The following is a 13985-nucleotide window of genomic DNA, read 5'->3' as shown; positions in this document are numbered from 1 at the left end:
ACCCGGCCGCGAACGGCGCGCGCGGCGGCGGCACCGGAACACGAACCGGCCGTCGTGGCGCGTGTCGACACGCCCCGCGGCGGTGTGTCGTCGTCGCGGGGGTGCGGTGCGGGTGCGGTTACTGTGCGGAGATGTGGGCGAAGCCCATCGGGGAGGTGGGCGGGGGCGCGTTGGTGATCGGGGCCCGGAACTCCTGGAGGTCGGCGAGGACGTCCACGTGCCGGCCGGCGTAGCAGCGCACCTGTGGCAACGCGTGGGCGACCTCGCTGCGTTCCAGCGGTTCGGCGTCGATGTAGCCGACGGCGTCCAGCGGGATGCCCAGGTGGGTGGCGATGCGGGTGATGGCGGCCGATTTCCGGCCCCAGCCGACCTCGACGGTGCCGAAGGCGGCGTGCAGTCCGTGCCGTTGCAGGGTGTCGGCGGTCCAGGACCATTCACCGCGGCTGGCGACCGCGTGCAGGATGCCGCGGCGGGTCAGGGTGCGCAACGCCCGTAAGGCGTCCGGCCGTAGCAGCCCGTTGGTGGAATCGCAGACCACACCGTCCCACAACGTGTTGTCCACTTCCCAGACAAGACATTTCACGGCCGGTGCTGTCATCTCGCCCCTACGGTCGACTCTCCTGCGGGATCCGGCCCACCGCGGGGAGCGCGGTCGGCGGGACACACCGCTACCATCCAGGTACCGCTCGCGGGAGGCAAGCCCCTAATTCCCGGGATGTTCCCGCGAGAGGCCATAGTAGAGTTGGCAGCCGCCGAGCACCAGCCGGGCAATCCTCGGAGCACTCGTCCGCGCAGCTCACAGGTACGGTGTCACATGCGGGACAGCCTCGACCGGATGGCCGGCCTGGATGGGGGCGCCGATGGCGGTCAGCCGCCAGGAGGCGCCGTCGCGGTCGACCTTGGCCACGACCATCCCGGTGTGCGAGCCCCCGGCGCGCAGATTGCCGCGGGCCAGTTCGGCATTGGTGCTGCCGTCGACCATCCGCCAGTAGGCGTTGCGGACCCGTTCGAAGGTGTGCCCGGCGTAGGAGCTGACCACGAACACCACGCTGCTGATCTGCGGTGGCAGCCGGGCCAGGTCCACGGTGATGGTCTCGTCGTCGCCGCGGCCCTCACCGGTGAGGTTGTCGCCGGAGTGCCGCACCGATCCGTCGCGGGACGAGAGTTGCTGGTAGAAGGCCACATCGACGAGGTTCTGGCCGATGAACAGCAGCGCCGACGCGTCCAGGTCGATCTCCAGATCGCGCAGGCCGCGCGGGCCGTGCACCCGCATCGGGTCCCAGCCCAGCGCCATCTTCACCAGGGCCAGGTCGCCCTTGCGGATGTCGGCCAGCGACACCTGCTGCCCCGGATCCAGCACCGCCGGGCCGCGATAGCCGTACTCCACCACGGGCCCGCCGATCGGCACGCCGTGCGCCCGCACCATCTCGGCGAAACCGGCGGGGTAGCCGTAGCCTTGGGTACGGACCTGCCAGCCGCCGCCGACGCGGTCCAGATCGAAGGCGATCACCGTGGATTCGGCGCCGAGCCCGTCGATGACGTACTCGTACACCGGGTTCTGCGCGCTGTCCTCGATGCGGATCTGCGGCGGCGGGTAGTCGCCGAAGTGCCCCTGCGGGTCGGCCAGCGACAGCACCACCCGCACGTGCTCGACCGCGGCGGGCAGCGCCCGCAGCCCGATCTGCAATCCGGGCTGCCCGGACGCCAGCCGCACGCCCGGTCCGGTGGGCTGGTTGTAGAAGACCAGGTCCCCCTGGCCGTTCACCCGCCCACCCGAATTCAGCAGTAACGCCGACACGTCCACGGGCTCGCTGTGCCGGACGGACACCGTGATGTCGTCGACGGCCAGCCGGTCCACTTGTCCCTTGGTCAGTTGAGCGGCCACCTGTCCACTGTACGTGGACCGCGGCGACATGGCGGGCAGGAACGATCCGCCCCCGGTGTCGCGCGGCCACAGCGCTTCCGCGGGAACCGCCACGGGATCACCGCCGCGCGCCGGCGGCGGGGCCGCCGGGTACCGTGTCAGGGTTCGCCCGGCGCCCCGCGGTACCGGGTCATCCGACGGAAGGGGTATCGGGGTGGGGAGACACGGGTCGCGGCGGGCCGGGGGGCCGATGGCATTGCTGCTGGTGGCGGTCGCGGCGAGCGGCTGTGGCGCGGCGGACGAGTCGGCTCCGGTGGCGGTGGGGCCCGCGCCGGCGGCGACCTCCCCGGCTCCGGTTCCGCCGCAACCTGTTTCGATGGCGGCGCCGATCGCCGGCGGCCCGGCCGGCGACCGGTTCGCCGGCCAGCCGCTGATCGATCACACCGAGTGGACACAGGACCCCGACGGCAGCCGCCTGCACGTCTACCCGACCGCCGCCGGCCGCACCGACTGGGTGCCCACGGCTCTGGACCGGGCGTGGGGCGAGGTGCTGACGATGGCCCCCGACGCCGACACCCCCGGCATGTACGACCAGTTCACATGCCATTGGCAGTGGGCGCGCCTGGCGGCCCCGTCGAAGCCGAGCTGGAACCTGGAACCGTGGCGCCCGGCGGTCGGCTACGAGGCCACCGTCGCGGCGAGCTGCAATCCGGGCGGGCCGGATCCGGCCGGTAACTGAGCGGCCGCACATCCTCCGGCCCCGAGGGGGCCGCGCCGGGGGCGAGCGTTCGAGGCGCTGACGCGGCGCCGCCGGATCGAGGCCCGCGATCGGGTCGCCACCGCCGAAAAGGCCGTGTCGGCCCTATCTCCGTGGTGGCCACGGCAATCGAATGCCGGTCGGCGCCGCCGGGGCCGGGGACGGCATCGTGATCGGTGCGGCCCTGGATCAGCGCAGGCCGACGGGGTCCGGATCGTCGGGAGCCAGTGGGCCGGTGACCGGTTCGGGCGAGGCGGCGGGGGCGGGCAGCATCAGCGCGGCCAGCAGCCAGGCCAGGGCGGCGGTGACCACGGGTGCGCCGATCCACATGCCGGGTGTGTCCGGTACCCGTCCGGCGGCCGCCGCGGCGACGCCGATGTACAGCGACCAGGTGAAGAACGCGGCGCCGGTGGCGAAGGCGCGGTAGGCGGCGGGGCGGGCGGCGCAGGGGTCCAGGCACAGGGCCAGCAGGTCCACCACGACCGCGGCGATCGCCAGCGCCACCAGCACACTCAGGTTGCCGCCGCCGGTGCCGGCCGCGGACACCGCGATCGGGGGCGCGGTGGACAGCGTCGCGGCCCCGAACGGGATCCGCCAGCGCCGGGCCAGGTACAGCAGCGGGATCAGCAGCACGGCGGCGCTGATCACCAGCGCCGACGCCAGGCCGCGCACCGCGGGCCCGTCCGGCTGGGACAGCAGGTCCACGATGGTGGCCGCGGGATAGGTGATCGCGTTGGCGTATCCGAGACACAGCAGAACCAGGGCGGTGACCGTGCCGGTCGACAGCAGCGCCGGCCACAGCTGCCGCAGCGGCACCGGCTGCCCGGGCAGCGTGCGCGCGGCCGCGGCGCGCACGGACGCCGAGGCGATCACGAACAGGGCGGTCGCCAGCCCCACGTGCCCTGGTTCGAACAGGGCGGCCAGACCGGTGTCGGTCCCGAATCGGCTCCGCCACAGCACATCCGCGGCCAGGCACACCGGGATCACCGGCAGCGCCGCCAGGGCGCCGCGGTAACCGGCCGGGATCACCGCGGCGCCGGCGCGCCGCCGGGCGACGGCCAGGCCCAGCAGCCACAGCGCGGTGAGCAGGTAGCCGGCGCCGAGCACGGTGTGCCACGGGATGCCCCAGGGGCCCGCGACCGGCTGCCACGGACCCGGTGGCGGTTGCGGCCGGGCCCAACCGGCCAGCCCGGTGATCAGGATCGCCGACACCACGGCGGTGACCGCGTCGGCGGCGGTGCCGGTGTGCGGGCCGGGCGGGGCCGCCGCACCGGCCGCGGCCGGGCGGCGGGAACTGTTCATCGGCGACACCGTACCGATTGCGGGCGCGGCCCGCACCCCCGTGCGGCATCTGCTCGCGACGCATCCGCGCCACCGCGGAGACCTCGAATCGGCGCTCTCACAGCGGGTTTCCGCCCCGCATTGCCGATTTCCGCGAGTGTCGCGCCGCGACCTGGCCGGAAGCTCCGGCTTTCGACACGCCGATGTTGAAACCCGTTGCCCGCGAGAAGCTTCCAACCACCCCGCAAAAGTGCGTATCGTTACCTCATGAGCGGCACCGCCGCGGAGTCGGTGTCCGAGCGTACGACCCGGAGGGAGCGTCGCGATGCGGTCACCTGCACCATGTCCCCCATCGGTACGGCCCGATTTCGCGTCGGCGGCGACCGATCCGCGGGCGGTGGCGACCAGGCGTGGTCCGGTGCGCCCGGAGGCGTTGCGCGCGTTGTTCCCGGCCCTGGCCGAGGCCACCGAGGTGTATCTCGACAGCGCCGCCACCACACAGAAGCCGGTGCCGGTGATCGAGGCATTCGACCTGTATCACCGGTCGCGCACCGCCAATGCCGGGCGGGGTACCTATCCGTGGGCGACGGGGTGGACGCGGGAGCTGGATCGGGTGCGGGAGCGCACCGCGGGGTTCCTGGGCGCGGCTCCCGACGAGATCGTGTTCACCCCCGGGGCCACCGCGGGGCTCAACGCGGTCGCGCTGTCGTGGGGGCTGGCGACGCTCGACGACGGTGACGAGATCCTCTACAGTCCGCGCGATCACGCGTCCACGGTGCATCCGTGGCGGCAGTTGCAGGCGACGCTGGCCCGGTTCGGGCGGCGGCTGCGGCTGGTGCCCTACCGGGTCACCGCGTACGGGGAGGCCGATACCGCCGACATCGCGGCGAAGGTCACCGGCCGTACCCGGCTGATCGCGGTGACCCATCTGCATCACGTGTTCGGTGCGCTGACCACGCTGGAGGAATTGCGGGGGCGGCTGGATCCGCGGATCCTGCTGTGTTTCGACTGTAGTCAGAGCGGCGGGCATCTGCCGGTCGACGTCGGGGAACTGGGTGCGGATTTCGCGGTGCTGGCCGCGCACAAGATGTTCGGGGCGCCCGGCACCGGCGTGCTGTACTGCCGCCGTCGCGTCCACGATCAGCTCACCGCATTCCTGCCGGGTGGGAATTCCGGTGTGGCGGTGACGGATTCGGGTCTGCTGCCCGCGGCGATGCCGGAGCGGATGGAGGGCGGCACCCCCAACATCCCCGGCATCCTCGCCCTCGGCGCGGCGCTGGACGTGCTCGACGACCTCGGCCGCGCAGCCATCGCCGAGCACAACCGGCGGTTGACCCGGCAGCTGATCGAGGGCCTGCGCCCGCTGCCCGGGCTGGAGTTGCTGCCGGGCCCGGCGCACGCTCCCTGCGAGGCGGGCTACGGCATCGTGTCGTTCACCCTGGCCGGAATCGCCGCCACCGACCTGGGTTTCGTCCTGGCCGAGCTGGGTTTCCTGGTCCGCACCGGCACGCACTGCGTCCCGCCGCGCGACGCGGCCGACGAGGATTCGGTGCGGGTCAGCACACACGTCTACACCAGCGCCGAGGACATCGACCGGTTCGTCGGGTGCGTGGCCGCGCTCGCCGCCGAGCTGGCGCCGACCAGGGAGGTCCGATGAGTTCCGACCCGATGCCGCCGTACGATCGGCGCGCGGCCTCCCGGATCCTGGCCGACCTCGCCCGGCCCGGACTGCTCGGTCCGACCACCTCGGCCACCACCGCCGGATCCTCGGCCCGCGCGCGGCCCGGCCTGCTGGACACCGCGCGCGCGACCGCGGCGGCCCCGATCACCTACACCGCCACCGCGATGCGGACCGAGCCCAACAGTCATCTCACGTTGTCGCAGCGGCTGTATCTGGAGCGGTACATGCGCCCGTGCCGCCCGGATCAGGTGACCGGCGCGACCCATCGCATCACCTGGACCGACAGCGACGGCATTCCCAACACCGGTCATGTCCGGGCGGGCGGGCTGGGCCCGATCGTGCCGATCGCGATGCGGGAAACCGTGCTGGCGCTGTGGCATTCGCTGGCCGAGGACACGGCGTTGCAGGACCGGATCGCCGCGCTCGGCGCCGGGGACCGCGCGGTGCTGGCGGGCACCACCACCGACGGCGACCCGAACGACATCTTCCGGGTCGGGATCGAGGCCACCGGCCGCGCACTGGCCCAGCACGCGCTGCTGTCCGGTTCCACGCCGTATCGCAGTCCGGCCGAATTCGCTTGCGGTATGCGCGATTCCGGCATCTTCGCGGCGGTGGCGACCCGCTGGTACTGGGAGTTGCAGGCGTCGAGTTACCGGCGGGGCATGATCCCGGTCGCCTTCGCCGTGCAGCCCGACGGCACCGTCCGCTACACCACCGAGACCATCGCGACGCTGCGCGCGATGAAGGACGCCACCATCGCCGACGCGCACGCGGTGATGCGTCGCGCCACCACCGCCGAGGGCCTGCCGGTGGCGGCGGCGATCGAGAAGTACCACGACGAGCTGGATCTGATCTCCCGGCAGTACGCGATGCTGGCGCCGGGCAGCCGCCCGGCCTGCCTGGCCGCGATGCCGCATCAGGGCGACGGCGGTCATTACACGCTGTTGCCGGTGGTGGTGGACCGGTTCGTGGCGGTGTTCGCCGCGATCACCGGGACGCTCACGGTGGCCGGCAGCCCCGGCGGCGACGATTCCGACGGCGGTGCGCTGACCGCCGACGACCATGTGTTCTATGTGCCGGACATGAACTGCAAGCACTGTGTGCGCACCATCGGCGGGGTGCTGGAGTCGATGCGGATCACCGTCGGCGAGATCGACCTGATCGGTAAGCGGGTGGTGGCCGAGTTCCGCAGTCCCCGCAACCGGCATCGGGCCTTCGAGGCGTTGCGCGACAGCGGGTACAACCCGACGGTGCTGCCGCCGGCGCCGCGGCGTGGCACCGCCGCCACGCTGCCGCCCACCGCCGCCGTGCACACGCGGCTGCCGGAAACCACGCGATGAGCCCGCGGCCACCCGCGCTGCCGGCGAAGCTCCATCCGCTGGTGCGCGGCTTCCTCGACACCCCGGGCGCGGCCGCGGCGGCGGTGCACCGGTTCGGGTCGCCGGCGCATCTGCTGTTCCCGCAGGTGTTCGCCGACAATCTGCAACGGTTACAGGGTGTGCTCGACGCGCAGCTGCGCCGCTATCGGATCTGCTACGCGCACAAGGCCAATCGCTCGCGAGCGTTGCTGCGCCGCGCCGAGCACGCCGGGATCGCCGTCGACGCCGCCTCCCCGCAGGAGCTGGCCGCCGCCGTCGGCGCCGGATTCACCGCCGACCGTATCGAGGTGACCGGCCCCAAGGGGGAGACGTTCCTGCGGCAGCTGGTCGGCAGCGGGGTCACCGTCAACGTCGACAATCTGTGGGAACTGCATCGCATCGCCGAGCTGGCGCGCGGGCACACCCGGGTGCCGGTGCTGTTGCGGGTGTCCGGATTCCCGGCGGCGGCGGTGAGCCGGTTCGGGGTGCCGCTGGCCGAGGTGGAGGCGGCGCTGACGCTGCTGGCCGAGCAGCGGGCGTGGATCGCGTTCCGCGGCTTCGCCTTCCACCTGGACTCCGGGGAGCTCGGGGAGCGGGTGGCGGCGGTGCAGGAATGCCTGGCGCTGGTCGAACGCGCCTACGCGCGGGAGCTGTCGCCGTCGGTGCTCGACATCGGCGGCGGGTTCCGGCAGGTGTTCACCGCCGACGCCGACCTTTTCGACGGGTATGTCGCGGCGTTGCGGGAGTCGCTGCGCGGGCGCGGTGAGCCGATGGCGTGGGGCGGCAACACCTTCGGTTTCCATCTCGACGACACCGGTGTGCACGGCACGCCGGTGTTCCACAAGTACGCCAACACCGTGCCGGCCACCGGCATGCTCGCCGATCTGCTGGCCGCGCCGCTGGACGCGCACGGCAGCCGCACCGTCGCACAGGTGGTCGCCGAGAATCTGCTGGATGTGTGGCTGGAGCCGGGGAAGGCGCTGGTCGATCACGCCGGGATCACCGTGGCCCGGGTCGAATTCGTCAAGCGCGCCGCCGACGGCAGTGTGCTGGTGCATGTCGACCTGTCCCGCGACACGGTCACCCCGGCCGATCAGGAGGTGATGGTCGATCCGCTGCTGCTGCCCGGTCCCGGTGCGCCCGCGTCCGGCGGCGACCCGGTCGGGGTGTTCTTCGCGGGCCGGTTGTGCCTGGAACGCGATCTGATCACCGCGCACAAGGTGTGGCTGCCGTACTGCCCGTGTCCCGGGGATCTGGTGGTGTTCCCCAATACCGCCGCCTACCACATGGATCTGTCGGCAGCGTCGGCATCGATGCATCCACTGCCACCGAAGCTGGCGGTGATCCACCACGACGGCGGCTACCGGGTGTGCCGCGACCTCGACTACGAGCCGGCCGCCGGGATGGCCGAGGCCGACCGCGCCCTGCCCGGCGGGAGGCTGTGATGCGCTACGACCACGTCACCGACCTGATCGGCAACACCCCGCTGCTGCGGCTGGATCCGGCGGTGCACGGACTGCCGCGAGTCGAGTTGTACGCGAAACTGGAGTACTACAACCCGTTCGGCTCGGTGAAGGACCGGGTCGCGTGGGGCATGTTGCGCGATGATCTGGACGGGATCGTCGCGGCGGGGCGGACGCTGATCGAGGCGTCCAGCGGCAACACCGCCAAGGCGCTGCGCATCCTCGGCGCCCTGCACGGGGTGGGGCTGCGCGCGGTCACCAACCGGATCAAGGTCGCCGAGGTGCGGGAGTTGTTGCAGCTGTTCGGCACCGAGATCGAGGAGTTGCCGGGCCTGTCGGAATGCCCGGATCCGACCACCCCCAACGACGTGTACTCGGTGATCGAGGCGACGATGGCCCGCTCCCCGGGCGCGTATCACCATCTGTCGCAGTACACCAACGAGAAGAACATCGAGGCCCACTATCACGGCACGGGCCGGGAGATCCACGAGGATCTCGCCGATGCGGGCGGCGCCGACTATCTCATCGGCGGGCTGGGCACCACCGGCTCCACCCGCGGCACCGCCACATATCTGCGCAAACACAATCCGGAGCTGCGGACGATCGCGGTGGTGTCGGAGCGTTCGGATTTCGTGCCCGGGATCCGCTCGGAGACCGAGTTGTGGGATGTGGGCCTGTTCCAGCCGGATTTCTACGACCGGATCGTGCCGGTGACCGCGGTGCGCGCGGTCGAGGCGACCGTGGAATTGGCCACCGGGCACGGTGTGCTGGCCGGGCCGACCAGCGGCGCCGCGTATGCCGCCGCGCTGGAGGTGCTGGCCGAGGAGACGGCCGCGCGCACCGGGGCGCCGGTGGTGGCGGTGCTGATCGTCTGTGACCGGCTCGAACCGTACCTGTCGTATCTGCGCAAACGCCGCCCGGATCTGTTCGGCCGCACCGCCACCGGGGTGCCGGCGGCCACCGCCGCGGAGCTGGCCGCGGTCCCGGCGCTGTCGCCGGACGAGTTGGAGACCCTGGACGCCACGGCCCGGCCCACCGTGGTCGACACCCGCGGCGCCATGGCGTACCGGATCGGGCACGTCCCGGGGGCGGTGAACATCCGCGACGATCAACTGGACGACATGTTCGCCCAGGGTATCCCGTTCCCGCGGTCGCGGCCGCTGGTGTTCGTGTGCCCGGTCGGCGATACCTCCACCCGGTTCGCCGCCCTGGCCCGCCGCGCCGGTTTCGACGCCGCGAGCCTCGCCGGTGGGGTGGTCGCCTGGCGGGACGCGGGCAAACCGCTGGAGTCGGCGCCGCCGCCCGGGTGAGCCGTGAGCTCCCGGCCGTTGCGGTTGCGCGGGCCGCTCGGACCTTGCCGCGGTTGGGAGGCCGGCGCGGCAGCGAGTGCGCCACAGTCCGGCTCTATCATGTGCTCGGACAGCACGAGCGCGGGCCGACATCGGGGGATTCGCCGGATGCCGCTCGTCGAGTGATGCAGTTGGTGGTCGATCCGGATCGGTTTCGGGCGGAAACGGCAGGTGTTGTTGATCCGCTCGTTCGGGGACGTCATGACTGCGCTCAGGGAACGTCTCACCACCGCCATTGCCAGAACCGGTGAATACCGCGGCGGGCTTCCGCCGGTCACCGGCGAACTCAGGACCGGGCTGGGTGCCCGCGAACTGGCCGACGCCTCCGGGGATTTCACCGAATTCCCGACCGCATCGCCGACGGGGCGGACCGAGACGATCCGGGCGGCACCGGAGTCGACCTACGTCCCGGGACGCGATCTTTCCGGCACCATGGACGTTTCCGATATTCGCAGCAGAATCAGCGGCGATCCGGAGAGTCTCACCGATCCCGCCCTGGGTGAGATCTGCCGGTTGCAGGGCTACGACCGCACGCCCCTGCTGACCGACGCTCAGGGGGTGGATTCGGTTGTCGCAGCCGGAGGTCGCGAGTTCTTCCGCGGCGTCACCGATCCGCGTTTCGCCGAGGAATTCAAGTCCGGCCCCTACTTCCCGGGGCGCGCGAGCTGGGGGATCGCCTCCGGCAACGGCACCTATGTGACCACGGCGCGCGAGGTCGCGCAAGGCTACGCCGACGGCGATCCGGCCGGTGTCATCCGGATGGCGCTGCGCCCCGACGCCCGAATCACTCACTACGACGCTCTGGCCGGCGAGCACGCCGACTGGGTGTCGCGGATGAGCGATGAGTACGAGCAGCTCGAGGCAATGGGGAAGACCCCCGGCGTCGCCGCCCGTCTACAGGAATTGGACGACCAGTGGTGGATCAACGAGGATATCGGCCGGTTCGCGGCGTCGCGCGGCTACGACGCCTACGACACCGGCCGCGGCTACCCCGGTGGAGGCGACCGGCACTGGGTGGTGCTGAACCGCAGCGCTCTGGTGGTCGAACGGTGAGCCCGTGATGCGTGGTGGCCCAGGCGTCACCAGCCGTCGCGGACGTCGGCGAATTCCGCGGCCGCCTCGTCGGCGGTGATCTCGTCGTCGTCGGCGTCGTAGTCGTACAGTTCGGCGTACCGGCCCCAGGCGATGGCGGTGTCCAGTTGCCGCTGGGCGTCCTCGCGGGAGAAGCCGCGCCGCAGCAGGTCCAGGAAGAAGCTCGCGCGCAGGGTGCCGTCGGTGCTGCCGCGCAGGCCTTGGCAGATGGTGCGGACCAGCGGCGCGCGGTGGCGGACCTGTTCGGCGAAGATCTGTTTCGACGCCTGGATGTCGGCGGAGGTGAAGCGGGCGCCGATGTCGGTGAGGGTGACCTCGCCGGAATCGACGGTGAGGAAGCCCAGCAGGGCGGCGGCGTCGACCAGAGGCAGCAGATCGTCGATCTCGAAGTTCAGGTCGTCGGCGACATCGGCCAGGTCCACCCGGCCGCCGGAGGTGTACACCAGTTCCACCAGGCCGGCCAGCCCGCCGACCGACGCGTCGGGCAGCGGGGTCGCCGTCGGGGTGGACTTGTCCGGTTCGGGTGCGGCGCGGGCGGTGTCGCGGCCGGTGAGCAGGCCGTAGATCTGGTCGACCAGCAGTTCGAAACCGGGTGCGCGGCGGTCGCGCGGGCGGTCCATCGGGACCGCGATATCGGCGATGATGCGGCCGGGGTTGGCGCCGAGCACCACCACCCGGTCGGCCAGCAGCACCGCCTCCTCGATGTTGTGGGTCACGATGCACACGCATTTGGTGGGGAAATCGTCGGTCTCCCAGAGGTTCACCAGTTCGGTGCGCAGGTTCTCCGCGGTCAGCACGTCCAGCGCGGAGAACGGCTCGTCCATCAGCAGCAGGTCCGGTTCCAGCACCAGGGCGCGGGCGAATCCGACCCGCTGCCGCATCCCGCCGGACAGTTCCTTGGGATAGGCGGTCTCGAAACCGTCGAGACCGATCAGGTCGATGGCGGCCAGCGCCTGCCGGGACCGCTGCCGCGGCGGCACCCCACGCGCGACCAGTCCCAGTTCGACGTTGTCCTGCACGGTCAGCCACGGCATCAGCGCGAACGACTGGAAGACCAGTGCCGCACCGGGATTGGCGCCGTCGAGTTCGGTGCCGCGGTAGCGGACGTGCCCGGAGGTGGGTGCGATCAGTCCGGCGATGGTGCGCAGCAACGTCGACTTGCCCGAGCCGGACCGTCCGAGCAGCGCCACGAACTCACCGTCGCGCAGGGTCAGGTCGATGGCGTCGAGCACGCGCAGGGTGTCGCCGGCGGCGCCGGTGAACGACATCCCGACCCGGTCGACCTCGAGCAGCACAGCGCCGGTGCCGGTGCTGGTCATGGGTTCTCCCGTCCTCGATCACAGCGAATACCGGCGTCGGGCCAGCGCGTACAGTCGCCGCCAGCACAGGCGGTTGATGCCGACGACGTAACTACTCATCACCACCACGCCGACGAGGAGGCGCGCCCAGTCCCCGTGGGCGGTGGCGTCGGCGATGTAGGCGCCCAGTCCGGCCGCGGTGAGGGTGGTGCCGTGATAGGTGACCACCTCGGCGACGATCGACGCGTTCCAGGCGCCGCCGGCGGCGGTGATGGCGCCGGTGACGTAGCTGGGGAAGATCGCGGGCAGGATCAGCCGCCGCCACCACAGCGACCGGGTCAGCCGCAGATTCGCGGCCGCCTCGCGCAGATCGTTGGGCACCGCGCTGGCGCCGGCGATGACGTTGAACAGGATGTACCACTGCGACCCCAGCGCCATCAGCACGGTGCCCGCCCAGTTCAGGCTCGCACCGGTGGCCACCAGCACCGCTGTCACCAGCGGGAACAGGAAGTTCGCCGGGAAGGAGGCGAGCACCTGCACCACCGGTTGCGCGAAGCGGGACACCGTGGGGTTCAACCCGATCCACACTCCGATCGGCACCCAGACGAGGCTGCACACGACCAGCAGGACCAGCACCCGCAGCAGGGTCAGCGCGCCCAGCCCGAACGCGTGCCCCACCTCCCCGAATCCGCAGGTGTCGCGCACGTAGGCGACGGCCCGGTAGCCGCCCACGCCGATCGCCGCCGCGAGCGCCGCGGCGAAGACGACGTCACCGGCGCGGCGGCGTGCCGCGGGTACCCGCAGCCGATGCTCGGCCAGCCCGAACACCCGCGTCGCCCGGTCCAGCGGGTACACCAGCGGCCCCAGCACCCGGGCGGCCGGTTCGGGAATGTGCGAGCGCCGCAACAGGTCCAGTGTGATGCTGCGTGGCGCCTGCGCCGGTTCGGAATCCTCGAACCGGAAACGTTCGGCGAAGGCGGTCAGCGGCCGCCAGAACACCACGTTCACGCCGATCACCAGCGCGATCATCACTGCGATCGCCGACAGCACCTTGCCGGTGTCGCCGTCGTCGGTGGCCGCCGCGACATAGGAACCGAGGCCCGGCAGCGTGTACCGGTGGTTGTTCACGCTGATCGCCTCGGACGCGACCAGGAAGAACCAGCCCCCGCCGAAACTCATCATCGCATTCCACACCAGCGGCACCATGCCGCTGGGCACGTCCACCCGCCAGAACCGCTGCCACCGCGACAACCGCAGAGTGCGCGCGGCCTCGTCGATCTCCCGCGGCTGCGACACCAGGCTGTGATGGAACGCGAAGGTCATGTTCCACGCCTGCGAGGTGAAGATCGCGAAGATCGACGCGCATTCCAGGCCCAGCGTCGATCCCGGGAACAAGGCGATGAACGCGGTCACCGTCACCGACAGGAACCCCAGGATCGGCACCGACTGCGCGATGTCGAGCACCGGCAGCAATACCGCGCTCGCCCGCCGCAACCGCGCCGCCGCGGTGGCGTAGGCCAGCGCGAACGTCACCGACAACCCCAGCGCCACGAACATCCGCAGCAGCGACCGCGCCGCGTAGGAGGGCAGTCGCGCGGCATCGGTGGGCACCGCCGCCGCGGGCGCGTTCTCCTGGAACTGCCCCGTGAGCCCACCGGAGATCCGCACGATCCCCCAGATCAGCACCGCGGCCCCGGCGAACACCACGACATCGGCGACCCGCGACCGCGGCCGATCCAGCGCCCCGCGCGAGGGATAGGAACGCAGCGCCGTCACCGCGCCCACCCCACTGCGCGTATGTTCCGAATCCTCGTGTCGCAGTGCACCATCGGCAGACTGCGG

The 13985-nt window shown here is 71.7% G+C and carries 11 protein-coding genes; 6 read left to right on the top strand and 5 right to left on the bottom strand.

Features of this window, described 5'->3' with window-relative positions; all coding sequences use genetic code 11:
* Window positions 1-118: 118 nt before the first annotated feature.
* Together LBW94_RS04895 and LBW94_RS04890 are read right to left on the bottom strand one after the other, a co-directional pair.
* Complete coding sequence (locus LBW94_RS04895; protein WP_225058680.1) at window positions 119-562, bottom strand: hypothetical protein; 444 nt, start codon at window positions 560-562, stop codon at window positions 119-121.
* Window positions 563-796: 234 nt separating this feature from the next.
* Entirely contained in the window at window positions 797-1885 is a 1089-nt protein-coding gene (locus LBW94_RS04890) for a TerD family protein (RefSeq protein ID WP_225058679.1), read from the bottom strand.
* A 229-nt stretch (window positions 1886-2114) separates the two neighbouring features.
* On the opposite strand from LBW94_RS04890, the gene LBW94_RS04885 reads away from it, so the two are divergent.
* On the top strand, window positions 2115-2603 hold the full coding sequence (locus LBW94_RS04885) for a DUF2599 domain-containing protein (protein WP_266269888.1): 489 nt from the start codon (window positions 2115-2117) through the stop codon (window positions 2601-2603).
* Window positions 2604-2810: 207 nt separating this feature from the next.
* Here the strand turns inward: LBW94_RS04885 and LBW94_RS04880 are convergent, their stop codons facing one another.
* Window positions 2811-3923, bottom strand: coding sequence for a hypothetical protein (locus LBW94_RS04880; protein ID WP_225058677.1), 1113 nt, complete (start codon window positions 3921-3923; stop codon window positions 2811-2813).
* Between the two features lie 376 nt (window positions 3924-4299).
* Here LBW94_RS04880 and LBW94_RS04875 point away from each other — a divergent pair, with 376 nt between their 5' ends.
* The 5 genes from LBW94_RS04875 (at window position 4300) to LBW94_RS04855 (ending at window position 10806) form a co-directional block, all read left to right on the top strand.
* Entirely contained in the window at window positions 4300-5559 is a 1260-nt protein-coding gene (locus LBW94_RS04875) for an aminotransferase class V-fold PLP-dependent enzyme (protein WP_225058676.1), read from the top strand.
* Window positions 5556-6923 (top strand): heavy-metal-associated domain-containing protein, encoded by a 1368-nt coding sequence (locus LBW94_RS04870; protein ID WP_225058675.1) that lies wholly within the window; start codon window positions 5556-5558, stop codon window positions 6921-6923. Before LBW94_RS04875 ends, LBW94_RS04870 begins: the two co-directional genes overlap by 4 nt.
* Entirely contained in the window at window positions 6920-8386 is a 1467-nt protein-coding gene (locus tag LBW94_RS04865) for an alanine racemase (protein WP_225058674.1), read from the top strand. Before LBW94_RS04870 ends, LBW94_RS04865 begins: the two co-directional genes overlap by 4 nt.
* Complete coding sequence (locus tag LBW94_RS04860) at window positions 8386-9714, top strand: pyridoxal-phosphate dependent enzyme (protein ID WP_225058673.1); 1329 nt, start codon at window positions 8386-8388, stop codon at window positions 9712-9714. The genes LBW94_RS04865 and LBW94_RS04860 overlap by 1 nt, the downstream gene beginning before the upstream one ends.
* Before the next feature lie 240 nt (window positions 9715-9954).
* A complete protein-coding gene (locus LBW94_RS04855) occupies window positions 9955-10806 on the top strand; it encodes a hypothetical protein (protein WP_225058672.1) in 852 nt (283 codons plus the stop codon).
* Window positions 10807-10832: 26 nt separating this feature from the next.
* On the opposite strand, the gene LBW94_RS04850 is transcribed toward LBW94_RS04855, so the two are convergent.
* Entirely contained in the window at window positions 10833-12164 is a 1332-nt protein-coding gene (locus LBW94_RS04850; RefSeq protein WP_225058671.1) for a nitrate/sulfonate/bicarbonate ABC transporter ATP-binding protein, read from the bottom strand.
* Between the two features lie 18 nt (window positions 12165-12182).
* Window positions 12183-13919, bottom strand: a complete 1737-nt coding sequence (locus LBW94_RS04845) for an ABC transporter permease (RefSeq protein ID WP_225058670.1) — start codon at window positions 13917-13919, stop codon at window positions 12183-12185.
* Between the last annotated feature and the right edge of the window lie 66 nt (window positions 13920-13985).

This window comes from Nocardia sp. alder85J (assembly GCF_020176955.2).
GTDB lineage: Bacteria > Actinomycetota > Actinomycetes > Mycobacteriales > Mycobacteriaceae > Nocardia.
The sequence above is the reverse complement of the archived record's forward strand: the minus strand, read 5'-3'. Positions and strand labels throughout refer to the sequence as shown.